Consider the following 21,779-nt stretch of genomic DNA (forward strand, 5'->3'; position numbering starts at 1 on the left):
GGATTGCAATGTGGAAAAATGCATTGCACCAGGAAAGGCGGGAGAACTACGATGGCTTGACCCGATCGCGCCACAGGGGGCCTCGATGCGATCTCTCGCCTGCGCCGTGCTCGCACTGGCCGCGCCACCGGCTGCCCTCGCCGGCATCCACGTGCCGGCCGATGCGCGCTTCGATCTCGATGGTCGCGCAACTCGAAATCCTCGGCGCCAACGCTCCGATCCATATCGACGTGCCCCAGCCGGGCTCGGTCGCCGGCCTGAATCCGCTGCCGTCCGGCGCGCAGAGCGTCTCCGACGTCGGCATTTCCGACGCGCACGCAACCGGCCAGGCGCTGGCGTCCAACCAGACCAACCAGGCCGGGTGCGACAACGCGGATGGCTGGTTCGGTGCGCGTTCGTGCAATGTCACCAGCCCGGTTTTTCTGAACGCGGGCGACAGCGTCGTGATCAGCTCGAAGGCACGGCCAATTTCAACACGGGAACCGCCCACCTGGTCGGCAACCTCTGCTGCAATTAGACGTATGACGCCGCCTTTCGCCCCGCAGCTTTGCCTGAGCATGATCGTCAAGAACGAGGCGGCCGTGATCGACCGCTGTCTCGACTCGGTGCGGCCGTACGTCGGCGCGTGGGCGATCGTCGACACCGGCTCCACCGACGGCACCCAGCAGCGCGTGCGCGAACGCCTGCGCGACCTGCCCGGCGCGCTGATCGAGCGGCCGTGGGTCGACTTCGCCACCAACCGCAACCAGGCGCTCGAGCTCGCGCGCGATCACGGCGACTACGCGTTGATCATCGACGCCGACGAGATCCTCGAACGCGACGCCGACGCGCGCTTCCCCGCGCGCCTCGACGCACCCGGCTACTACCTCAGCCAGCGCCTCGACGGCATCGAGTTCGAATACCAGAGCGCGAAGCTGCTGCGCCACGATGCCGGCTGGCGCTGGCAGGGCGTGCTGCACGAATTCCCGGGGGCCGACCCGACACCGACGCTGGCGCGTCTCGACGGCCTGCGCGTGCGCAGCTTCCCCGACGGTGCGCGCAGCCGGCGGCCGCTGCGCGACAAGTACCTCGACGACGCACGCGTGCTCGAAGCCGCGCTGGCGGCGGAGCCCGGCAACGCGCGCTATGCCTTCTATCTCGCCCAAAGCTTGCGTGACGCCGGCGAGAACGCCGCCGCGATCGCGGCATACGAACGCCGCGTCGCGATGGGCGGCTGGGCCGAGGAAGCATGGTACTCGCGATTCCAGATCGCCGTGCTGCTCGAACGCCTGCAGCGCCCGGCCAACGAAATCGTCGACGCCTACCTCATCGCCTACGAGGCGCGACCGACGCGCGCCGAGCCGCTGTGCGAACTCGCCCGCTACCTGCGCCTGCGCGGACGCTACGCCAGCGCCTGGTTGCACGCGTACGCCGCCAGCGAGATCGCCTCGCCAGCTGACCTGCTCTTCATCGACACCTCCGTCTACCGCTGGCGTGCGCGCGACGAACGCGCGGTCGCCGCGTTCTACGTCGACCGCCGCGAAGAATGCGCCGCGCTGTGCCGCGAACTACTGGCCGATCCGCATCTGCCGGCCGAGCAGCGGCCGCGCATCGAGGCGAATCTCGCGCTCTGCTAGGCGCGGCAAGCGGCGCCTCGCTCCTCCCGCGAATGCGGGAATCGTGCGGTCTTCTCGATGGATACCCGCTTTCGCAGGAATGACGCCGGCAGCACCGTTCGGCAAGTCGCGCTGACGTTCGCGTCACATCGCACCCTTTGCCCGGCTGTCAGGGTCGCCGCCATCTCTCCGAGGTGATGTCCGCAAGAACGGGCATCTGTTGCGCTTCCCACGAAGCGACCGGACAAGGCCGCCCCGCATCTCAACGCAAGGCGGCGCCGATCGGCACGGCGGGCAGCCACGCTTCGGGCAACGGCAACGCCGCGACCAGACGCGTGCCCTGACCGGCCCTGGACTGGATTTCCAACCGCCCGCCGAGCGCATGCAGGCGTTCGCGCATGCCGGTCAGGCCGTTGCCGGGTTCGATCGCGCCGCCGCGGCCGTCGTCTTCGATCGACAGCCGCGCCTCGCCGCCGTGCACGGCGAGGTCCACGCGCACGCTCATCGCCTGCGCATGGCGCTGGATGTTGGTCACCGCTTCGCGCACGGTCAGCGCGAACACGGTTTCGACCTCCGGCGGCAGCGCGGCCTCGCCGAGCCGGTAATCGAGACGGACGTCGGAAGACTCGAGCAGCAGCCGCGCCGAGGCGAGTTCCGCCGCCAGGCCCGCCGCACGGATGCCGCTGACCGCGCGGCGGACCTGCGCGAGTGCGTCGCGCGCGACGCGTTCGACCTCGGCGATCTCGCGCCGCGCCGCCTGCGGGTCGCGCTCGAACAGCTTCATCGCGAGCTCGGACTTCAGCGTGATCAGCGACAGCGTGTGGCCGAGCAGATCGTGCAGGTCGCGGCCGATGCGCTCGCGTTCGGCCAGCGCCGCGAGACGGCGCACTTCATCGTGGCTGAGCTTCAACTCCGCCTGGCGCAGATGCTTCTCGCGGTGGTAGTGGTTCGCCGCGCAGACCGCGACCGCGATGACGCCGGTGATGATCGCGACGAACAGCGCGTACTTCGGCGGATAGCCGACGTAATACAGCTCCAGCGAATAGAGCACGAGGACGCCGAAGATAGTGGCGATCGACTGGCGCAGCAGCAGGCCGCAGAACGGCAGGCTGGAGGCGGCGTAGATCAGGTAGGTGTGCGCGCAGCTGTTGATCGGCGCCATCGCGAAGCCGAGCGCCGCGATCGCGGCGACGTGCGCGAAGCGCCTCGCACCCTTGTGGTGGAACGCGCGGAAGTACAACGGCAGGAAGATCGCGATGCTGAGCAGGGTCGGAGCCAGCCAGACCCGCAGCGGCTGCTCCGCCCAGTTCACGAACAGGAACAGCAGGTAGAACAGGCTCCAGAACGGCGGCGCCTGCTCGTCCAGATGCGACGGCAGCAGGCGCCGGCGCACAGTCGCGAACCAGGAATGGATCGAAGTCATCGCCGCACCGCTCGACCAGGCCGGAAGCATCATACGCGCGCGCCTCATGCGTGCCAGGTGACGGCGAACAGCACCAGCGCGAAGGACAATCCGCTGAGCAGAAGACGTCGATAGATCGTTCGCATGCCTGCCTCCTTCAGGCCGCGCGCGCCAGGCGCCGCCGCGCCAGCGCCAGGAAGAACAGCGTGACCGCCGCCAGCGCGGCGACGTGCACGACCACCGAACCGACTGCGGGCTGGCCGACTGCCGCGTACGCGAGCTGGCCGAGATGGTAGGCCGGCCACAGCGGCGCCGCGTCGCGCAGGATCGCCGGCAGGACCAACAGCGGGATCCACAGCCCGGACAGGAACGACATCGGCAGGTAGATCAGGTTGATCAGTGCCGGCGCGGCCTGCCCGCCCACCACGCTGCCGACGAACAGTCCGATCGCGCAGAACGGCAGCACGCCGCAGACCTCGACGACGAACAGCAAGGCCCAGGTCGGAGCCGGCAGACGCACGCCGGCCACCGTCACGGCGATCGTCGCGAGCAGCACGAACACCAGCGCCGCGAACAGCATCGCCATGGCCAGCTTGGCGACGAGATACGCACCGGGCGGCAGCGGCAGCGCACGCCGCAGCGTGAGCCATCCCTGGTCGCGGTCCAGCGCGACCGAGACGCCGAAGCCGAACAGACCCGGCGCCATCACGCCGAACACGCCGTAGCTGGCCAGGAAATAGACGGCCGGCGTGAGCGCGCCGGCGGCGTTGCCGCGATTCAGCATCACGCCGAACAGGAGGTAGAACATCGCCGGGAACACCAGCGTCGGTATGCAGAACATCGGCGTGCGCAGCAGGCGCAGGAATTCGTGCTTGGCTTCGAGGACGTAGCAGCGCCAGGCGCTGAACGTGCGGTCGGCGGGATACGGCGTGGCGGCGATACCGTGCATGAGGATTCTCGATGGAAGGAAAGTCCGGCCGACCAGGCGACGCCTAGGCGGTGTCGGCGGTGACCGTGCGGGTGATTTCGACGAAGGCTTCGGCCAGCCCGGCGCGCCGCACTTCGAGTTCGCTCAGCGCTCCGTCCTCGAACAGCAGCTGGCGCACGACGGCTTCGGCCGCGTCGGTGACGATCTCGATGCGCTCGCCGTCGCGGCAGGCGCTGCGCACTTCCGGCCAGGCGCCGACGAGGTCCGCGTCGAGCGCGCTGATGCAGCGGATGCGCTTCTGCGCGACGCGCGCGCGGACCTCGACCACACTGCCTGCGGCGACGAGGTGCCCATGGGCCAGCACGGCGACACGGTCGGCCAGCGCTTCGGCTTCCTCCAGGTAGTGCGTGGTCAGCACGACTGCGCAACCTTCCGCCACGAGGGCGCGGATCGTCTGCCACAAGGCCGTGCGCGCATCGACGTCGAGCCCAACCGTGGGTTCGTCGAGGAACAGCAGCTGCGGCCGGCCGCAGATCGCCAGCGCGAATTGCACGCGCCGCTGCTGGCCGCCGGAGAGCCGGCCGTAGCGCCGGTCCATCAGGCCGTCGAGGCCGGCCAGGCGCACGCAGTCGTCGGTCGGATACGGCGCGGGATAGGCGGCGCGCGTCTGCGCGAGCAGCTCGGCGACCTTCAGCGTTTCCGGAATGCCGGCGCTCTGCAGCATCACGCCGACGCGGCGGCGCGCCGACATCGTGCCCGGCGCGGTGCCGAACAGCCGCGCTTCGCCGGAGTCCGGTCGCGCCAGCCCCAACCACAACGCGATCGCCGTGCTCTTGCCGGCACCGTTCGGCCCGAGCAGGGCGAGCAGCTCGCCGCGTCGCGCGGAAAGATCGACGCGGTCCAGCGCCGCGACCGCCCCGTACCGTTTACACACGTCGACAAGTTCCGCCGCCGGCTCCGACATGGAACCACTCTCCTGTTGATCGATGGAGCCACTCTAGAGAGCGCCGCGCCGATGCGGCAGAAGCAGGCGTCAGGCCGTGCGGTTGACGGATGTCATGCGCCGCCCCAACCGGCCGAACCGCCCGGACGGGGTACCGCCGCAAAGGCCGCTGTGATACATTGGCTGTCTGATTTTTCCATTCCAATCAATGCTTAAACCCACTGTGCCTGCACCTGTCCGGGGCAGGCACGGTCGTTTTCCGGGAGGCTCCGAATGAATCCGATGCTGGCCAAACTCAAGGAAATGCGCGAATTCGACGGCGCCGTGCGCACCAGCGGTCTCGCCGACGCGGCGATCGAGCGCTTCGTGCAGACCGATCCCGCGCTGGTCGAGGCGATCGACGAGGCCTACGCCGCGCACCTCGCCCTGCGCTCGTGCATGCCCGACTTCCTGCACCTGGACGAAGCCGAGCAGATCCAGGCGGCGCAGGCCGACTTCGTCAACTTCTACCCGGAAGACGGCGTCAATCCCTACGTCGCGCTGGCCGCGCACGGTCCCTGGCTGATCACGCTGAAGGGCGCGGTGATCTACGACGCCGGCGGCTACGGCATGCTCGGCCTCGGCCATGCGCCGAAGGACATCCTGAAAGTCATGGCGCGCCCGCAGGTGATGGCGAACGTGATGACGCCGAACCTGTCGCAGCTGAAGTTCGGCACGGCGTTGAAGAAGGAGATCGGCCGGAACCGCGCGGACGGCTGTCCGTACGCGAAGTTCCTCTGCCTCAACTCCGGCTCCGAGTCGGTCTCGCTGGCGGCGCGCATCGTCGACGTCAACGCCAAGCTGATGACCGACGCCGGCGGCCGCCACGCCGGCCGCGCGATCAAGCGTCTCGCGGTGAAGGGCGCCTTCCACGGCCGCACCGAGCGCCCGGCGCTGTATTCCGATTCCTCGCGCAAGGCCTACCAGCAGAACCTCGCCAGCTTCCGCGACGAGACCAGCCTGATCACGGTCGATCCGTACAGCGTCGAGCAGCTCAAGCAGGCGTTCGCCGACGCCGACAAGAACGGCTGGTTCATCGAAGCCGTCTTCGTCGAGCCGGTGATGGGCGAAGGCGACCCGGGCCGTTCGGTGACGACCGAGTTCTACGCCGCCGCGCGCGAACTGACCAAGGCGCACGGCAGCCTGCTGCTGATCGACTCGATCCAGGCCGGCCTGCGCGCGCACGGCGTGCTATCGGTCGTCGATTACCCGGGCTTCGAGGCGCTGGAAGCGCCGGATCTGGAAACCTATTCGAAGGCGCTCAACGCCGGCCAGTATCCGCTGTCGGTGCTGGCGGTGAACGAGCGCGCCGCGGGGCTGTACAAGAAGGGCATCTACGGCAACACGATGACCGCCAATCCGCGCGCGCTCGACGTCGGCATCAGCGTGCTCAAGTCGCTGACCCCGGAGCTGCGCGAGAACATCCGCGAGCGCGGCAAGGAATTCCTGGTCAAGCTGGAAAAGCTCAAGGCCGAGCTGCCCGGCTACATCACCAAGGTGCAGGGCACCGGGCTTCTGTTCTCCTGCGAGCTCTCTGCGGAGTTCAAGTGCTACGGCGCCGGCAGCACCGAGGAATGGATGCGCGAGCACGGTTACGGCGTGATCCACGGCGGCGCCAACTCGCTGCGCTTCACGCCGCATTTCGACATCCGTTCCGACGAAGTGGACCTGCTGGTCGAAGGCGTGCGGCTCGCGCTGGTCGAAGGCCCGCGCAAGACGCAGCCCGTCCAGGCCGCGGCGTAGTCTTGGGCGATCGTCCATGATCGCCTCTTCGATCTGATGTGACTCTCCGACGAGCAGACTCTGCCGTCGGAGAGCGTCTCGCGGCCATCCCCGGCCATACTCGACCGCGGCAATTCAGTGCGCCGATTTCCTACAGCGGTGGGCGAATTTTCGACGCCTGAATCGCCGGCAACTCCTTCGTAAAATTCCCGCGATCGTCACTTCCACTCCGCAGACGCGAGCGTAGACTGCGCCGCACCGATGCCAGGCGGCAGCGGATTCACTCGGAGAGGAGTTCGACCATGCAGCTCAAGACGATGTTCTCGCTGGCGCTGGCTTCCGCGCTGGCCTTTGGTACCTGCGGCGCTTTCGCGGCTGAAACCGGCAAGGCGCTGACCCCGCAGCAGCAGCGCATGAAGGACTGCAACGCGGAAGCCAAGACCAAGGCGCTGGCCGGCGCCGAACGCAAGACCTTCATGAGCTCCTGCCTGAAGGGCGAAACCGTCGCCGCCGCGCCGGCCGCGAAGGAGACGCAGCAGGAGAAGATGAAGACCTGCAGCACCGAGGCGAAGGCCAAGTCGCTGAAAGGTGCCGACCGCAAGTCGTTCATGAGCACGTGCCTGAAGGGCGACGCCGCCCCCGCGGCGGCGCACTGAGCGCCGAGTTCGCCGAAGAAGAACGGGCCCGCTTGCGGGCCCGTTTTCTTTGCCGATCAGCTCAGCCGCAACACGGCCGGCTCTGCTGGATCGGCGGACACGGTACGTCGCCGTAGGAGCAAAACACGCAGCAGTCGCCCGGCTTGGGCCGCAGCAGCTGCCCGCATCCACCGCATTCGTAGAAGAACCAGCAGGCATCCGTCGACATCGTCTCGGTCGCCTGATGAGCGCAATGCGGACAGGTCAGCGTGCTGAACAGGACCGTCGCGGCCATCGCGGGTACCGTGGACCCGAATTCCTCGCCGCTCTCAGGCAGCGGACGCGCGAAAGCGATCGGTCGCCGCGATCAGCTCGTGCGTGATGCCGGGCTCCAGCGCGGAATGACCGGCATCGGCGACGATGCGCAGATCCGCCTCCGGCCAGGCGCGGTGCAGGTCCCACGCGCTGCGCAGCGGACAGACCACGTCGTAGCGCCCCTGCACGATCACTGCCGGAATGTGCTTCAGACGGTGCACGTCGCGCAGCAGCTGGTCGTCGGCGTCGAGGAAACCGCCGTTGACGAAATAGTGGTTCTCGATGCGCGCGAAGGCGAGCGCGAACTCGTCCTCGGCGGTCGCCGCGATGTGCGCGCTGTCCTGGAACAGGAAGCTGGTCGCGCCCTCCCAGGTCGACCATGCGCGCGCCGCCGCGAGCCGCACCGCCGCGTCGGCGCTGGTGAGGCGGCGGTGGTAGGCGCTCATCAGGTCGCCGCGCTCGGCCGGCGGAATCGGCTGCAGATATTGCTCCCACACGTCCGGGAAGATCGCGTCGCAGCCCTTCTGGTAGAACCACTCCAGCTCCCAGCGGCGCAGCATGAAGATGCCGCGCAACACCAGCTCGGTCACGCGCTCGGGATGCGTCTGCGCATAAGCCAGCGCCAGCGTCGAACCCCACGAGCCGCCGAACACCTGCCAGGAACCGATGCCCAGATGTTCGCGCAAGGCCTCGATGTCCTGCACCAGATGCCAGGTCGTGTTGTCGGTCAGTTCCGCGTGCGGCGTCGAACGTCCGCAGCCGCGCTGGTCGAACAGCACGATGCGATAGTGCGCCGGGTCGAAGAAGCGCCGCGACTTCGCGTTGCAGCCCGCGCCGGGTCCGCCGTGCAGGAACACGACCGGCTTGCCCTGCGGGTTGCCGCACTGCTCGTAATACATGCGATGCAGCGGCGACACCTGCAGGAATCCGGTGTCGAAGGGCTCGATGTCGGGATACAGCGTGCGGCGATCGGTCATGCGACGGACGGCTTCAGGGGAAACAGCAAGGCTCCATCGGAGCCATGCTGGAATTGAAGAGTGCGGCCACGGATGGCCGCGGTAGACGACACGAAGGCGGGCGGGCGGCCGAGCACTCAGCCGCCTCTTTCGAAGCAGCTTGCAAGGACGCAAGCAAAAGCAATGGTCGGGGCGGCCGGATTCGAACCGACGACCACCTGCCCCCCAGGCAGGTGCGCTACCAGGCTGCGCTACGCCCCGAAATATTGCGGCAACTCGTGAAGAGCCGCGAAGTTTAGCAGAGCCACTTGCAAAGTGCGGCCGGAGACGACCGCTTCGCGATCATCTTGCGATCGCGGAAGCCCGCGTTCACCGCCGGAGGATCTGCAGCACTTCCTCCAGCTCCATCCGCACCTGCCGCACGATCTGGTGCGAAATGGTCGACTCGGCCTTGGCCTGCGAGCCTTCCAGGCGCTGGCGCGCGCCGGTGATGGTGAAGCCCTGGTCGTACAGCAGCGAACGGATCTGCCGGATCATCAGCACGTCGTGGCGCTGATAGTAGCGGCGGTTGCCGCGCCGTTTGACCGGCTTGAGGTTGGGAAACTCCTGCTCCCAGTAACGCAGCACGTGCGGCTTCACGCCGCAGAGTTCGCTGACCTCGCCAATCGTGAAATAGCGTTTGGCCGGGATGACCGGCAGTTCGCTATTACTGCCCTGATCCAGCATAGGCTTCGACCCGGACCTTGAGTTTCTGCCCCGGACGGAACGTCACCACGCGCCGGGCGGAGATCGGAATCTCCTCGCCGGTCTTCGGGTTGCGCCCGGGGCGCTGGTTTTTGAAGCGCAGATCGAAGTTGCCGAATCCCGACAGCTTCACCTGCTCCCCTTTCTCGAGCGCATCGCGCACGACTTCGAAGAACGCGTCGACGAACTCCTTGGCTTCGCGCTTGTTCAGCCCGACGTCCAGAAACAGACGTTCGGCCATCTCCGCCTTCGTCAGCGCCATCCTATCCTCGCAACTTGGCCTTGCAACCGGATTCCAGCGCGGCGACGGCGAGTGCCACGCAGCGGTCTGCATCCGGGTCCGTAAGCGTGCGGTAACGATCCTGCAAAATCAAGCCTATAGCGAGACTTTTGACATCCGATCCGAGATTGGGACCGGCGTAGCGGTCGAATAGCACGATGTCCGTCAAGGTTTCGCCAACAGCCCCGCGAATCGCCTCTTCGACCTGGGCGTAGGGCACCTCCTCCGGCAGCTCGAACGACAGGTCGCGGCGCACCGAGGGGAACCGGGACAGCGGCTGGGCCACCGGCACGCCGCGCTCGACCAGGACGTCGAGATCGAGTTCGAACGCGTAGACGTCCTCGCCGAGATCGAGCGCCCTGGTCAGGTTCGGATGCAGCGCGCCGACGTACCCGACGTGGCGCCCGCCGCGCCGGATCTCGGCGCTCTGGCCCGGATGCAGCCAGGGCTGCGTCGCCGGCACCACGTCGAATTCCGACGCGGCGCTCGCCAGGGCGAACAGCGACTCGACGTCGCCTTTGGCGTCGAAGAAGTCCAGCGCGCGCGCGGCCTCGCCCCATTGCTCGGCGACGGCACGGCCGCAGGCGACGCCGGCGATGCGCGCGACTTCGCGCGGAGCGTCGTCGCCCGCGAAGTACGCCCGCCCCGCTTCGAACAGGCGCACGCGCGTCTGCTGGCGGCTGCGATTGGTCGCCAGCGCCGCGACGAGGCCCGGCAGCAGGCTCGTGCGCATGACCGACAGCTCGGCCGAGAGCGGGTTCGCCAGCGCGATCGCGCCGTCGGCGAGCGTCCAGGTCTCCAACTGCTCGCGAGCGACGAATGCGTAGGTGATCGCTTCCAGATAGCCGCGCGCGGCCAGCTGTTCGCGCAGCGCGGCCAGGCCGACGCGATCCTCGCGCAGCGCAGGACCGACCAGCTCGCCGCTCGGCGCGCGATCGGGAATGCGCTCGTAGCCGTGGATGCGCGCGACTTCCTCGATCAGGTCTTCCTCGATCGCGATGTCGAAGCGCGCGCTCGGCGGCGTCGCGATCCAGCCGTCGGCATCGGCTTCGACCTGCATGCCGAGCGCGCCCAGGATGCGTTCGACGGCCGCATCCGGCACTTCGATGCCGAGCACGCGGGCGATGCGTGCGCGACGCAGCCGCACCGGCGCGCGCACGGGCAGATGCGCGGAGGAAACGGCTTCGAGGATCGGGCCGACTTCGCCGCCTGCCGCCTCGACGATCAATCGCGTCGCGCGCTCGAGCGCGCGACGCGGCAGTTCCGGATCGACGCCGCGCTCGAAACGATGCGCCGCGTCGGTGTGCATGCCGAGCTTGCGCGCGCGACCGGCGAGCGCCGCGGGCGCGAAATGGGCCGCTTCGAGGAACAGGTTCTTCGTCGTCGTGCCGATGCGCGTGTCCCAGCCGCCCATCAATCCGGCCAGCGCGACCGGACGGTCGGCGTCGGTGATCAACAGGAAATGCCCGTCGAGGGTGACGTCGCGTTCGTCGAGCAGGCGCAACGTCTCGCCGGCGCGCGCGCGGCGCACGCCGATCGGTCCCTGCAGAGTATCGGCGTCGAAGGCATGCAGCGGCTGGCCGAGTTCGAGCATCACGTAGTTGGTCACGTCGACCAGCAGGCTGATCGGGCGCAGCCCGCTGCGACGCAGGCGCTCGCGCATCCACGGCGGCGTCGGCGCCGCGGCGTCGATGCCGCTGATGTAGCGACCGCAGTAGCGCGGACAGTCGGCGGGCGCATCGAGGCGAATCTCGATACGACGTTCAGATTGCGCAGGCACCGCCTCGATCGCGAGCGGCGCGAACGGCACGTCGAAGGCCGCCGCTACGTCCTTGGCCAGGCCTTCGAGCGACAGGCAGTCGGCGCGATTCGGGGTCAAGCCGAGGTCGAACACCGCGTCGGGCAGACCGAAATATTGCGCGAGCGGCGTGCCGACCGGCGCATCCGCCGGCAGTTCGAGCAGGCCGGAAGCATCGGCGTCGAGTCCGAGTTCCTTGGCCGAGCAGAGCATGCCGAACGATTCGACGCCGCGCAGCTTGGCCGCCTTGATCGACAGCGTGCCGACCTGCGCGCCGACCTTCGCCAGCGGCGCCTTCAGTCCGGCGCGCGCGTTCGGCGCACCGCAGACGATCTGCAGCTTCTCGCCGCCGGCATCGACCTCGCAGACCTGCAGGCGATCCGCCTCGGGATGCTTGGCGCAAGAAGCGATCTGCGCGACGACGACGCCGTCGAGCTGCGCGCCGAGCGATTCGATGCTCTCGACTTCGTGACCGATCATGTCGAAGCGCTCGGCCAGCGTGGCACGGTCGGCCTGGAGCGGCACTCGTTCGCGGAGCCAGTTCTCTGAAATTTTCATCGAGGAGTCGTCTTCTTCTTTACTCGTCGTTCCCGCGCAGGCGGAGATCCATCCTGCATCTCGCCACGTGCGCCGGAAGCGAAATGGATTCCCGCTTGCGCGGGAACGACGGCGCTGGGTTATGCAAACTGTCTGAGGAAGCGCACGTCGTTCTCGAAGAACGCGCGCAGATCGGTCACGCCGTAGCGCAGCATCGCCAGACGCTCGACGCCCATGCCGAAGGCGAAGCCGGTGTAGCGCTCGGGATCGATGCCGCAGTTGCGCAGCACTTCCGGATGCACCATGCCGCAGCCGAGCACTTCGAGCCAGCGCGAGCCGCCGTCGGGCAGCTCCCAGCGGATGACGACGTCGGCACCGGGTTCGACGAACGGGAAGAACGTCGGCTTGAACATCATCGTGAAGTCGCGATCGAAGAACGCACGCAGGAATTCGCGCAACGTGCCCTTCAGATCGGCCATCGTCGACGTCTCGTCGATCAGGAGCCCCTCGACCTGATGGAACATCGGCGAGTGGGTCTGATCCGAATCGGACCGGTACACCTTCCCCGGCGCGATGATGCGCACCGGCGGCGTGCGGCCCTTGGCGGCACGGATCTGCACCGGCGAGGTGTGCGTGCGCAGCAGGCGGGCGATGCCGTTCTTGTCCGGTTCGAACCAGAACGTGTCGTGCATCGTGCGCGCCGGGTGATCCTCCGGAAAGTTCAGGGCACCGAAGTTGTGCCAGTCGTCCTCGATCTCGGGGCCGTCGGCGACGTCGTAGCCGAGGCGCGCGAAGATCGACACGATGCGATCGAGCGCGCGCGTCAGCGGGTGCAGGCTGCCGCGCTCGCCGCGGCGGCCGGGCAGACTCACGTCGACGCGCTCGGAAGCGAGGCGGCGATCGAGCTCGATCTGCTCCAACGCCGCCTTGCGCGACGCGATCGCCTCGGCGAGGCGATCCTTCGTGCGATTGACCTCGGCGCCGCGCGCCTTGCGCTCGTCCGGCGACAGCGCGCCGAGCGCCTTCAGCGCCGCGGTGACCGCGCCGTTCTTGCCGAGCAGGGCGACGCGCAGCGCGTCGAGCGCATCGAGCGAGTCGGCGGCGGCGATCCGGTCGATCGATTGTTGAGGATCCTGCAATGCATCCATCGGCGAGTTCCGGGTGAATCAATTGAAGAGTGCGGCCGGGGACGGCCGCGGGTGGACGTTGCGAAGTCGAACCTTCCACGAGCCGACACGGCCATCCCGATCCCGGCAATCCGCACGGATCGCATCCACAAACGAAAACGGGGAGGAAGCCTGGCCTCCTCCCCGCGGTTCGTTCAGGCGCCCCGCGAAGCGGAGGCCGGCTCGAGCAGTGCGGCCATCGAAGGCCGCTCGCGATCCCGCCGGCGCGCAGGCCGGCGAAGACTCACGCCAGAGCCGACTTGGCCTTTTCCGCCAGTGCGCCGAACGCCTTGATGTCGTGCACGGCGATGTCGGCCAGCACCTTGCGATCGAGCGTGATGCCGGCCTTCTTCAGGCCGTTCATCAGGCGGCTGTAGGACAGTCCGAACTGACGCGCACCGGCGTTGATGCGGACGATCCACAGGGCGCGGAAATTGCGCTTCTTCTGCTTGCGGCCGATGTAGGCGTACTGGTGCGCCTTGGTGACGGCCTGCTTGGCGACGCGGAAAACCTTGCGACGCGCGTTGTAGTAACCCTTGGCCTTGCCGAGGATCTTCTTGTGACGACGGTGGGCGATGACGCCGCGCTTGACTCGTGCCATGTCTGCGTCTCCTTACACGTACGGCAGCATGCGGGCGACGCGACCGGCGTCTTCCTTGCGCACGTGGTTGGTGGCACGCAGACCGCGCTTACGCTTGGTCGCCTTCTTGGTGAGGATGTGGCTCTTGAACGCGTGGCCGCACTTGAACTTGCCGGACGCGGTCTTGCGGAACCGCTTGGCGGCGGCCCGGTTGGTCTTCATCTTGGGCATGACTACTTCCTTCGTTGGTTTTCGTTACTGGTCCGAGCGGTGGCCTTCGCCACGCTTTCCGTCCTGCTCGTTCCGGTTTGTAAGGCCCGCGTGCGGGCCGGCTCCTCATCGCCGCCGGCGAACCCGGCTGCGAAAAAAACTGCTGTTTACTGCGGCTGCTTCTTCTTCGGCGCGATCATCATGACCATCAGGCGCCCTTCCATGCGCGGGTACTGCTCGACCACCGCTTCCTCGGCGATGTCGGCGGAGATCTTGTCGACCATCGCCCGTCCCAGCTCCTGATGGGCCATCTCGCGACCGCGGAAGCGGATCGTGATCTTGACCTTGTCGCCCTCTTCCAGGAACCGCCGCAGATTGCGCAACTTGATCGCGTAATCGCCGACGTCCGTGGTCGGGCGGAACTTCAGCTCCTTGATTTCCTGCTGCTTCTGCTTCTTCTTGGCCGCATGCGCCTTCTTCTGCGCTTCGAACTTGAACTTGCCGAAATCCATGATGCGGCAGACCGGCGGGTCGCCGTTCGGCTGGATTTCGACCAGATCCAGACCGGCTTCCTGGGCCATGGCCAGCGCTTCGTCGCGCGACAGGATGCCGACCTGCTCTCCCTCTGCTCCGATGACGCGAACTCGCGGAACGCGGATTTCCAGGTTCCGGCGATTCGGCTTGCTGTCGGTGGCGATATGCAAATCCTCTTGGAGAAACGTTCCCGGGAGCGGCGGATCAGGCCCGCCCGCCCTCGGACTTCAGACGCGCTACGAAGCTGGCGATCGGCATCGAACCCAGATCCTCGCCGGCGCGCGTACGCACAGCGACGGTCCCCGATTCCTTCTCCCGGTCGCCGACGACCAGCAGATAGGGGACCTTGTCCAGCGTGTGTTGGCGGATTTTATAGCCGATTTTCTCGTTGCGCAAATCGGCCTCGACCCGGAAACCTTGCGTGACAAGGGTTTGCGCGACGTCGCTCACGAAATCGGCCTGCGCATCGGTGATGTTCATCACCACCGCCTGCACCGGCGCCAGCCAGGCCGGGAATTGGCCGGCGTGATGCTCGATCAGGATGCCGATGAAACGCTCCATCGAGCCGACGATGGCCCGGTGCAGCATCACCGGATGGCGGCGCTGGCTGTGCTCGTCGACGTATTCGGCGCCCAGGCGCCCCGGCATCATGAAATCGACCTGCATCGTGCCGAGCTGCCAGGTGCGGCCGATCGCGTCCTTCAGGTGGTACTCGATCTTCGGGCCGTAGAAGGCGCCCTCGCCCGGCAGCTCCTGCCATTCGACGCCGCAGGCGCGCAGGGCCGACCGCAGCGCGTTCTCGGCCTTGTCCCAGGTCGCGTCGTCGCCGAGCCGCGGCTCCGGGCGCAGCGCGATCTTGATCTGCATCGATTCGGCCTCGAAACCGAAATCGGAGTAGACCTTGAGGGCCTGCTGGTGGAACGCCGTCACTTCGGCCTCGATCTGGTCCTCGGTGCAGAAGATGTGGCCGTCGTCCTGGGTGAAGCCGCGCACGCGCAGGATGCCGTGCAGCGCACCCGAAGGCTCGTTGCGATGGCAGGCGCCGAATTCGCCGTAGCGGATCGGCAGGTCGCGATAGCTGTGCAGGCCGTGGTTGAAGATCTGCACGTGCCCCGGGCAGTTCATCGGCTTCAAGGCGTACGTGCGCTTCTCCGATTCGGTGAAGAACATGTTTTCCTTGTAGTTGTCCCAGTGGCCCGACTTCTGCCACAGCGACACGTCGAGCACCTGCGGACAGCGCACTTCCCGGTAGCCCGATTCGCGGTAGACGCGGCGCATGTGCTGCTCGACCACCTGCCAGATCGACCAGCCCTTCGGATGCCAGAACACCAGGCCCGGGCCCTCCTCCTGCACGTGGAACAGGTCGAGCGCCTTGCCGATCTTGCGGTGGTCGCGCTTCTCGGCCTCCTCGAGCTGGGTCAGGTAGCCCTTGAGATCCTTGTCGTTGAGCCAGGCCGTGCCGTACACGCGCTGCAGCATCTCGTTGTTCGAATCGCCGCGCCAGTAGGCGCCGGCGACCTTCATCAGCTTGAACGCGCGCAGCTTGTTCGTGTTCGGCACGTGCGGGCCGCGGCACAGGTCGATGAAGTCGCCCTGCGAGTACAGAGACAGCTCCTCGTTAGCCGGAATCGACTCGATGATCTGCGCCTTGTATTCCTCGTTCTTGTCGCGGAAGAACTTCACCGCCTCGTCGCGCGACATCACCGAGCGCGACACCGGCAGGTTCTCGGCGACGATCTTCTTCATCTCCGCCTCGATCTTCTCGAGGTCCTCCGGCGTGAACGGCGTCTTGCGCGCGAAGTCGTAGTAGAACCCGTTCTCGATCACCGGGCCGATCGTGACCTGCGTGTCCGGAAACAGCCGCTGCGTCGCCTGCGCGAGCAGGTGCGCGGTCGAGTGGCGCAGGATGTCCAGCGCCTCGGGGCTCTTGTCGGTGATGATCGCGAGATTGGCGTCGTAGTCGACGACGTAGCTGGTGTCGACGATGCGTCCGTCGACCTTGCCGGCGAGGGCGGCCTTGGCGAGTCCGGCGCCGATCGACGCGGCGACGTCGGCGATGGAAACCGGATGGTCGAACTGACGCTGGCTGCCGTCGGGGAGCGTGATGTTGATCATGGAGAGGGCTTTTCGTGAGGACAGCGGCCGGGAATGGCCGCCCTTGAGGGCGCACCGTCGGCGACGACGGCGAAAACAACCCAACAAAAAAGGCGCCGCGGCGCCTTTTTCGAGCGACACCGGCGATCGGGTTTCAGCGTGGGAACGTTCGCGTCGACATGTCGCACACTCGGCCGGCGGTTACCCGCGGGCCACCTCGTAGGCAAAACCGAAGAACGCCGGCAAAACTAGAGCAGCCGGCGCAGGCTGTCAACGCGCGCGACCCGGGGCGCGATCAGAACCGCCAATCCAGCGTCAGCACCGCATTGCGACCGACTTCGTCCAGACCCGAACCGTGTTCGCGATAGCGCCGATCGGCCAGGTTCTCCAGGCGCAATGCGAGCGTCGCGTCCGGCGCGAAATCCCAGCCGACGCGGACGTTCCAGGTGTTCCAGCCCGCCGTGCCGGCCGGGTTCACGCGCGGGTCGTCGAGATCGCGCGGACTCAGGCGGTCCTGGCGCGCGGCGTACAGCGCCCAGACGTCCAGATTCCACGCCGGCGCGAATCGCCACTCGGCGCCGAGCCGGCCGTTCAGCGGCGGAATGCGGTCGGCGTCGTAGCGGTCGCCGGCGTATTCCTCCTCGCCGCGCGTGAGGTTCACCACGCCGTAGGCGGTCAGCGCTTCGTTCATCGTCCAGCGCGCGCCGATTTCCGCGCCCCACAGCTTCAGCTCGGTCACGTTGCGGTTCTGCACCAGGATACGGCCTTCCTGGTCCTCGCCGATGTCGACCGAGGTGATCTTGTCCTTGTAGTTCGAGCGCCACAGGAACGCCTCGGCCTGGAAGCCCGGCTGGTCGAACTTGACGCCGATGTCCCAGGTCACGACGGTCTCGGGCTTGAGGTCCGCGTTCGGAATCGCGAAGCGGCCGCCGGGCCGGTCGCCGAACACGCCGAGGTCGAAGATGTTCGGCGCACGGAAGCCGCGGCCGAGATTGGTGACCAGGTGCAGCGAGTCGGTCGCCTTGAAGGTCAGGCCGGCATTGCCGGTGACGTCGTCCGGGTCGAGCTTGCTGCCGATGCCGCCGTTGGCCGGCAGTTCGATCTCGAAACGGCTGTAGCGCGCGCCGAGGTCGAGCTGCCAGCGCGAGCCGAGTTCGATGCTGTCGTCGAGGTACAGCGCGTAGCTGTCCATCGTCGAACCGTTCGGAAAGCGCGGCGCGCGGGTCGAGATCGCGCCGCTGTCGACGTTGACGCGCATGCGGCTGCTGTCGACCGTGTCCCAATACGCCTCGACGCCGTAAGCCAGCGAGTGTGCGCCGATCTGCTTGGTGAAGCTGCCGCTGAACCCGCGCAGGCGGTCGCGGTTCTTCTCCAGGTCGCGGTTCGCGCTGCCGGCGCCGCGGCTGCGGCGGTCGTCATTGATCTCCTGGTAGCCGAGGTGCAGCTCGGCGGTGTCGAACGCCGCGTTCATCGCGTTCCAGCGGTAGCGCGCATGCGCGAACAGGCGGTCGTTCGGCTCGAAGTAGAACTCGTCCGAATTGGCGGTTTCCTGATGGAAGCCGGGGACGAGTTCGTCGAAACGCGGCGTCTTCGGCTGCTTCAGGTACTGCACGTTGAACATCAGCTCGTGTTCCGGCGCCGGATTCCACAGCAGCTTGGTGTCGGCCGCCCAGGCGCGGAACTGCGTGTGCGGCAGGCGCGGACCGTCGCCGCGCCGGCGCTCGCCGACGTCCTGCCAGGTCACGCCGCCGGAAATGGACAGGTCCTGCCGGCCGGCGGCGCCGTCGACGCGCGCGAGCTTGGACAGGTCGCCGCTGGCGAGCTGCGTGCGGAAGTGGCCGCGGGCGCCCCACTCGCCGCCGTCGAAGCGCTGTTCGGGCGTGATCACCTGCACCACGCCGCCCATCGCGTCCGAGCCGTACAGCGTCGACGACGGGCCGCGCACCAGCTCGACGCGCTCGACGTTCTGCGCATCGACCAGGGCGAAATACTGGTTCGGCGAATTGCGGAAGAAGGCCGTGTTGAGGCGGAAGCCGTCGACCATGTGCAGCACTTCCGAACCCTTCAGTCCGCGCACGATCGGAATCGCCTGGCCCGGCGTGGTCGACTGCACGAACGCGCCGGGCTGGCCGCGCAGGTAGTCCGCGATCGTCTGCGGAGCGCGAATCGCGACCTCGTCCGGACCGACCACGGTCACGCCGCTGGACACGTCGAAGCCGCTTTCCGGACGACGCGTCGCGGTGACCTGCACCTGCTCGAGCGCGATCGCCTCGCCGCCGGTGCCGTCGCGGCGACGCGAATCCGCCTCGGTCGCCGCGGCTTCCGCCGATTCGCCGGAAGCGACCTCTTCGGCTCCCAGCGGCGCGGCAGCGGCCGCCATCAGACAAGCGAACAACGAACGACGCATCGACTCTCTCCCAAGGCGAACCCGCCGCGGAGTATGCGTTTCGGGGAACGAGAAGAATTCGGCCGTCAGGCGGATGAGAGGACCAACCAAAGACATAGGGGCCCGCCCTGCCGAGGCAGGCCTCGCCACCTTGGGGAATCGCGCCGGACCGGCGGGTGCCGAAAAAGAAAACGGCGCGACTTGGAAGGTCGCGCCGTCTTGATCCACTTGGGAGTGGTGGGCGGTACAGGGATCGAACCTGTGACCCCTACCATGTCAAGGTAGTGCTCTACCGCTGAGCTAACCGCCCCGGAAACGGGGGCGCGAAGCCTAACCGAGTCGCCGCCGCGGCACAAGTCTGGGCTGCGGCGAAACGGAATCCCTATACTCGCGGCCCGCCTTCGCTCACGCCTGCCGCCACCGCGAGCGCCCTTCGTTCGCGGGCGGCCAGCCGATCGGGGAATCGCTTCAGCGTCGCGCGATGCAATTCGACTCGCTTTCCTTTCTGGTCTTCCTTGCCGCCGTCCTGGCGGGCTACAACGCCCTGCGCGCGTGGCCGGCGCGGAAGAACTTCCTGCTGGTCGCCAGCTGCGTGTTCTACGCCGCTTGGAACCCGCCGTTCCTGCTGCTGCTGCTCGGCTCGGCCACGCTGGACTGGTGGATCGCCATGCGCATCGAGGCGGCCGAGGACGCGCGCGCGCGCAAGGCCTGGGTCACGGCGACGCTGCTGGTCAATCTCGCCGTGCTCGGCTATTTCAAATACTGGGGCTTCGTCCTCGACACGCTCTGCGCGCTACTGGCGCGCGTCGGCATCGTCTACTCGCCGCCCGATCTCGGCATCGTGCTGCCGATCGGCATTTCGTTCTACACCTTCCACTCGCTGTCGTATTGCCTGGACGTCTATCGGCGCAAGATCCAGCCGACGCGGAACTGGCGCGATTACGCGCTCTACGTGGCGTTCTTCCCGCAGCTCGTCGCCGGCCCGATCGTGCGCTGGACGCAGATGCGCCAGCAGATCGAAACGCCGCGATCCGTTTCGGACGACACCTTCTTCCTCGGGCTGACGCTGCTGGTCATCGGGCTGTTCGAGAAGATCGTCCTGGCCGATTCCGTGTTCGCGGGCAGCGCCGACCGCGTCTTCAACACCGCGGCGAACGTCGGCGCCGCCGACGCCTGGGTCGGCATGCTGGCCTTCTCGGGCCAGATCTTCTGCGATTTCGCCGGGTATTCCACCTGCGCGCTCGGTGTCGCCGCGATGCTCGGCTTCCGGTTGCCGATCAATTTCCGCAGCCCGTACGCGGCCGGCGGATTCGCCGACTTCTGGCGGCGCTGGCACATCACCCTTTCGAGCTGGCTGCGCGACTATCTCTACATCCCGCTCGGCGGCAACCGCCACGGCGCCTGGCTGACGTATCGCAACCTGATGCTGACGATGCTGATCGGCGGACTCTGGCACGGCGCCGCCTGGACCTTCGTCGCCTGGGGCGGCCTGCACGGGCTGTATCTGTCGATCGAACGCTTCTTCCGCGGGCGGATCGGCGACGCCGTCGCCGCGAACCGGCTGCTGCGCTTCGCCTACGCGGGAGTCACGCTGCTCGCCGTGATGTACGCCTGGGTGTGGTTCCGCGCCGCCGACTTCGGCACCGGCTGGATCCTGACCCGGCAGCTGGTCAATCTTCCGGCCCTCTGGAGCGGATGGCACGCGACGACGACCACCGACCGCATCGCCGTCGCGGTGTTCGCACTCGTCGTCGCCGCGCAGGCATCGACGCGCAACATCGACCTCGACGAGGTGGTCGCACGCATGCCGGCGCTGTTGCTGGGCCTGCTGCTCGCGGCGATGCTGGTCCTGATCGTTCTCTCTCCGGGCGACAGCCATGCCTTCATCTATTTCCAGTTCTGAGCCGAGCGCCGGCCCGGTGCGCAGCCGCGGCGCCTGGCTCGCCGTCTGGATCGGCGCGGCGATCCTCGCCGTCGCGGCGCTGCTCACCGTGGAAATCCATTGGCGTCGCGCCGGCTACGAACCGACGGTCATCGACTCGCCGCAGCTGTGGTCGATCCAGCGCGGCCGCGTGTACGGAAAGCAGCCGATCCCGCTGGTCCTCCTCGGCGCTTCGCGCACCGAATACGGCATCGACCCGAAGGTGCTGCGCGACGCACTGCCGAAGTACAAGCCGGTGATGCTGGCGCTAAACGCCACCTATCCGCTGGCGACCCTGCGCGATCTCGCCGCCGATGCGGATTTTTCGGGCGTGGTGCTGTGCGACCTCGAAAGCTTCGCCTTCACGCCGATTTTTTGGGACATGCAGCAGCCGGTCATCGACTACTACCGTCGACGCTGGACGCCGAGCTGGCACCTGCATCGCGTGTTGCTGACCTGGTGGCAGCGCCTCGCGCTGATCGCCAATCCGGACTTCGGCGCGACCGCCACCGTGCGTCGCCTGTTCGACGGCGGCGCGCCGACCCGGAACTACGTCGAATACCACGCCAGCCGCGGCGGCGACATCGACTACACGAAGGCAGACCCCGAAGCCGTCAAGCGCCACTTCGCCGCCACCGTGGAAGGCAATCTCGCGCGCATGCCCAAGCCCGATCCGGACCGGTGGCTGGCCGACCTGCAACCCGTCTTCGACTGGGTACGGGCGATCCAGGCGCGCGGCGGCCAAGTCATCTTCTACGAGAGCCCGACCTCGGGCCTCACGCGGCAGATCGACGAGCGCGTATTCCCGCGCAACCAGTATTGGGATCGTTTCACGGCGGCGAGCCCCTCTCCGGTGCTCAGCGCCCGCGACGTCCCGTCGCTCGCGTCGACTCCGCTGCCGGACGATTCGCACATCGACTATCGCGACAAGCCCGCCTACACGCGCGCGCTGGCCGAGGCGCTGATCGAGCGCGGCTGGCTGAAGCGCTGAGGT

Annotated in this window: 20 protein-coding genes and 2 tRNA genes; 5 read left to right on the forward strand and 17 right to left on the reverse strand. The window is 67.5% G+C overall.

All coding sequences use genetic code 11. From position 1 onward, the window contains the following. Positions 1–46: 46 nt before the first annotated feature. Entirely contained in the window at positions 47–568 is a 522-nt protein-coding gene (locus J7520_RS12190; protein ID WP_291188622.1) for a hypothetical protein, read from the reverse strand. Between J7520_RS12190 and J7520_RS12195 the strand changes: the two genes are divergently transcribed. After that, on the forward strand, positions 558–1,616 hold the full coding sequence (locus J7520_RS12195; RefSeq protein ID WP_291188623.1) for a glycosyltransferase: 1,059 nt from the start codon (positions 558–560) through the stop codon (positions 1,614–1,616). The genes J7520_RS12190 and J7520_RS12195 overlap by 11 nt on opposite strands. A 241-nt stretch (positions 1,617–1,857) precedes the next feature. Here J7520_RS12195 and J7520_RS12200 read toward each other — a convergent pair whose 3' ends face one another. From J7520_RS12200 to J7520_RS12210, 3 genes are all read right to left on the reverse strand, one after another. After that, complete coding sequence (locus tag J7520_RS12200) at positions 1,858–3,018, reverse strand: sensor histidine kinase (protein WP_291188625.1); 1,161 nt, start codon at positions 3,016–3,018, stop codon at positions 1,858–1,860. Positions 3,019–3,154: 136 nt separating this feature from the next. Next, a complete protein-coding gene (locus J7520_RS12205) occupies positions 3,155–3,946 on the reverse strand; it encodes an ABC transporter permease (RefSeq protein WP_291188627.1) in 792 nt (263 codons plus the stop codon). A 43-nt stretch (positions 3,947–3,989) separates the two neighbouring features. Next, positions 3,990–4,889, reverse strand: coding sequence for an ABC transporter ATP-binding protein (locus J7520_RS12210; RefSeq protein WP_291188628.1), 900 nt, complete (start codon positions 4,887–4,889; stop codon positions 3,990–3,992). A gap of 261 nt (positions 4,890–5,150) precedes the next feature. Here J7520_RS12210 and J7520_RS12215 point away from each other — a divergent pair, with 261 nt between their 5' ends. After that, a complete protein-coding gene (locus J7520_RS12215) occupies positions 5,151–6,650 on the forward strand; it encodes an aminotransferase class III-fold pyridoxal phosphate-dependent enzyme (protein WP_291189067.1) in 1,500 nt (499 codons plus the stop codon). A 281-nt stretch (positions 6,651–6,931) separates the two neighbouring features. Continuing rightward, positions 6,932–7,285 (forward strand): PsiF family protein, encoded by a 354-nt coding sequence (locus J7520_RS12220; protein WP_345776914.1) that lies wholly within the window; start codon positions 6,932–6,934, stop codon positions 7,283–7,285. A 61-nt stretch (positions 7,286–7,346) separates the two neighbouring features. Here the strand turns inward: J7520_RS12220 and J7520_RS12225 are convergent, their stop codons facing one another. From J7520_RS12225 to J7520_RS12285, 13 genes are all read right to left on the reverse strand, one after another. After that, the gene (locus J7520_RS12225) at positions 7,347–7,559 is read right to left on the reverse strand and encodes a GDCCVxC domain-containing (seleno)protein (RefSeq protein ID WP_291188630.1); all 213 of its coding nucleotides are present in this window, start codon (positions 7,557–7,559) and stop codon (positions 7,347–7,349) included. 34 nt (positions 7,560–7,593) lie between these two features. Then, positions 7,594–8,556 carry a prolyl aminopeptidase gene (pip, locus tag J7520_RS12230; RefSeq protein ID WP_291188631.1) on the reverse strand — a complete coding sequence of 321 codons (963 nt, stop codon included), beginning with the start codon at positions 8,554–8,556 and terminating at the stop codon, positions 7,594–7,596. A gap of 163 nt (positions 8,557–8,719) precedes the next feature. Continuing rightward, positions 8,720–8,796 (reverse strand) — tRNA-Pro (locus J7520_RS12235). Between the two features lie 108 nt (positions 8,797–8,904). Continuing rightward, a complete protein-coding gene (locus tag J7520_RS12240) occupies positions 8,905–9,261 on the reverse strand; it encodes a MerR family transcriptional regulator (protein ID WP_291188632.1) in 357 nt (118 codons plus the stop codon). Then, a complete protein-coding gene (ihfA, locus tag J7520_RS12245; protein ID WP_291188634.1) occupies positions 9,242–9,541 on the reverse strand; it encodes an integration host factor subunit alpha in 300 nt (99 codons plus the stop codon). The genes J7520_RS12240 and ihfA overlap by 20 nt, the downstream gene beginning before the upstream one ends. 1 nt (position 9,542) lies before the next feature. Beyond that, positions 9,543–11,915 carry a phenylalanine--tRNA ligase subunit beta gene (gene pheT, locus J7520_RS12250; protein ID WP_291188636.1) on the reverse strand — a complete coding sequence of 791 codons (2,373 nt, stop codon included), beginning with the start codon at positions 11,913–11,915 and terminating at the stop codon, positions 9,543–9,545. 119 nt (positions 11,916–12,034) lie between these two features. After that, positions 12,035–13,042, reverse strand: a complete 1,008-nt coding sequence (gene pheS, locus J7520_RS12255; protein WP_291188638.1) for a phenylalanine--tRNA ligase subunit alpha — start codon at positions 13,040–13,042, stop codon at positions 12,035–12,037. A 262-nt stretch (positions 13,043–13,304) separates the two neighbouring features. Beyond that, positions 13,305–13,661, reverse strand: a complete 357-nt coding sequence (rplT, locus tag J7520_RS12260) for a 50S ribosomal protein L20 (RefSeq protein ID WP_291188640.1) — start codon at positions 13,659–13,661, stop codon at positions 13,305–13,307. Between the two features lie 12 nt (positions 13,662–13,673). Then, a complete protein-coding gene (gene rpmI / locus J7520_RS12265; RefSeq protein WP_291188642.1) occupies positions 13,674–13,871 on the reverse strand; it encodes a 50S ribosomal protein L35 in 198 nt (65 codons plus the stop codon). A gap of 146 nt (positions 13,872–14,017) precedes the next feature. Beyond that, entirely contained in the window at positions 14,018–14,554 is a 537-nt protein-coding gene (infC, locus tag J7520_RS12270) for a translation initiation factor IF-3 (RefSeq protein ID WP_291188644.1), read from the reverse strand. 34 nt (positions 14,555–14,588) lie between these two features. Beyond that, on the reverse strand, positions 14,589–16,499 hold the full coding sequence (thrS, locus tag J7520_RS12275) for a threonine--tRNA ligase (RefSeq protein ID WP_291188646.1): 1,911 nt from the start codon (positions 16,497–16,499) through the stop codon (positions 14,589–14,591). Between the two features lie 274 nt (positions 16,500–16,773). Continuing rightward, positions 16,774–18,885 carry a TonB-dependent receptor gene (locus tag J7520_RS12280; RefSeq protein ID WP_291188648.1) on the reverse strand — a complete coding sequence of 704 codons (2,112 nt, stop codon included), beginning with the start codon at positions 18,883–18,885 and terminating at the stop codon, positions 16,774–16,776. 214 nt (positions 18,886–19,099) lie between these two features. Then, positions 19,100–19,174 (reverse strand) — tRNA-Val (locus tag J7520_RS12285). 171 nt (positions 19,175–19,345) lie between these two features. Here J7520_RS12285 and J7520_RS12290 point away from each other — a divergent pair. Then, positions 19,346–20,767 carry an MBOAT family protein gene (locus J7520_RS12290; protein WP_291188650.1) on the forward strand — a complete coding sequence of 474 codons (1,422 nt, stop codon included), beginning with the start codon at positions 19,346–19,348 and terminating at the stop codon, positions 20,765–20,767. Next, entirely contained in the window at positions 20,742–21,776 is a 1,035-nt protein-coding gene (locus tag J7520_RS12295) for a hypothetical protein (protein WP_291188652.1), read from the forward strand. The genes J7520_RS12290 and J7520_RS12295 overlap by 26 nt, the downstream gene beginning before the upstream one ends. The last annotated feature ends 3 nt before the right edge of the window (positions 21,777–21,779 follow it).

Origin of the sequence: Dokdonella sp., from assembly GCF_017744955.1 — a bacterium.
Taxonomy (GTDB): domain Bacteria; phylum Pseudomonadota; class Gammaproteobacteria; order Xanthomonadales; family Rhodanobacteraceae; genus Dokdonella_A.

Excerpts from the sequence above, each read along its gene's own strand:
- J7520_RS12195 (WP_291188623.1), top strand. The coding sequence starts at position 558 with ATGATCGTCAAGAACGAGGCGGCCGTGATCGACCGCTGTCTCGACTCG.
- J7520_RS12200 (WP_291188625.1), bottom strand. The coding sequence starts at position 3,018 with ATGACTTCGATCCATTCCTGGTTCGCGACTGTGCGCCGGCGCCTGCTG.
- J7520_RS12205 (WP_291188627.1), bottom strand. The coding sequence starts at position 3,946 with ATGCACGGTATCGCCGCCACGCCGTATCCCGCCGACCGCACGTTCAGC.
- J7520_RS12210 (WP_291188628.1), bottom strand. The coding sequence starts at position 4,889 with ATGTCGGAGCCGGCGGCGGAACTTGTCGACGTGTGTAAACGGTACGGG.
- J7520_RS12215 (WP_291189067.1), top strand. The coding sequence starts at position 5,151 with ATGCTGGCCAAACTCAAGGAAATGCGCGAATTCGACGGCGCCGTGCGC.
- J7520_RS12220 (WP_345776914.1), top strand. The coding sequence starts at position 6,932 with ATGCAGCTCAAGACGATGTTCTCGCTGGCGCTGGCTTCCGCGCTGGCC.
- J7520_RS12225 (WP_291188630.1), bottom strand. The coding sequence starts at position 7,559 with ATGGCCGCGACGGTCCTGTTCAGCACGCTGACCTGTCCGCATTGCGCT.
- pip (WP_291188631.1), bottom strand. The coding sequence starts at position 8,556 with ATGACCGATCGCCGCACGCTGTATCCCGACATCGAGCCCTTCGACACC.
- J7520_RS12240 (WP_291188632.1), bottom strand. The coding sequence starts at position 9,261 with ATGCTGGATCAGGGCAGTAATAGCGAACTGCCGGTCATCCCGGCCAAA.
- ihfA (WP_291188634.1), bottom strand. The coding sequence starts at position 9,541 with ATGGCGCTGACGAAGGCGGAGATGGCCGAACGTCTGTTTCTGGACGTC.
- pheT (WP_291188636.1), bottom strand. The coding sequence starts at position 11,915 with ATGAAAATTTCAGAGAACTGGCTCCGCGAACGAGTGCCGCTCCAGGCC.
- pheS (WP_291188638.1), bottom strand. The coding sequence starts at position 13,042 with ATGGATGCATTGCAGGATCCTCAACAATCGATCGACCGGATCGCCGCC.
- rplT (WP_291188640.1), bottom strand. The coding sequence starts at position 13,661 with ATGGCACGAGTCAAGCGCGGCGTCATCGCCCACCGTCGTCACAAGAAG.
- rpmI (WP_291188642.1), bottom strand. The coding sequence starts at position 13,871 with ATGCCCAAGATGAAGACCAACCGGGCCGCCGCCAAGCGGTTCCGCAAG.
- thrS (WP_291188646.1), bottom strand. The coding sequence starts at position 16,499 with ATGATCAACATCACGCTCCCCGACGGCAGCCAGCGTCAGTTCGACCAT.
- J7520_RS12280 (WP_291188648.1), bottom strand. The coding sequence starts at position 18,885 with ATGCGTCGTTCGTTGTTCGCTTGTCTGATGGCGGCCGCTGCCGCGCCG.
- J7520_RS12290 (WP_291188650.1), top strand. The coding sequence starts at position 19,346 with ATGCAATTCGACTCGCTTTCCTTTCTGGTCTTCCTTGCCGCCGTCCTG.
- J7520_RS12295 (WP_291188652.1), top strand. The coding sequence starts at position 20,742 with ATGCCTTCATCTATTTCCAGTTCTGAGCCGAGCGCCGGCCCGGTGCGC.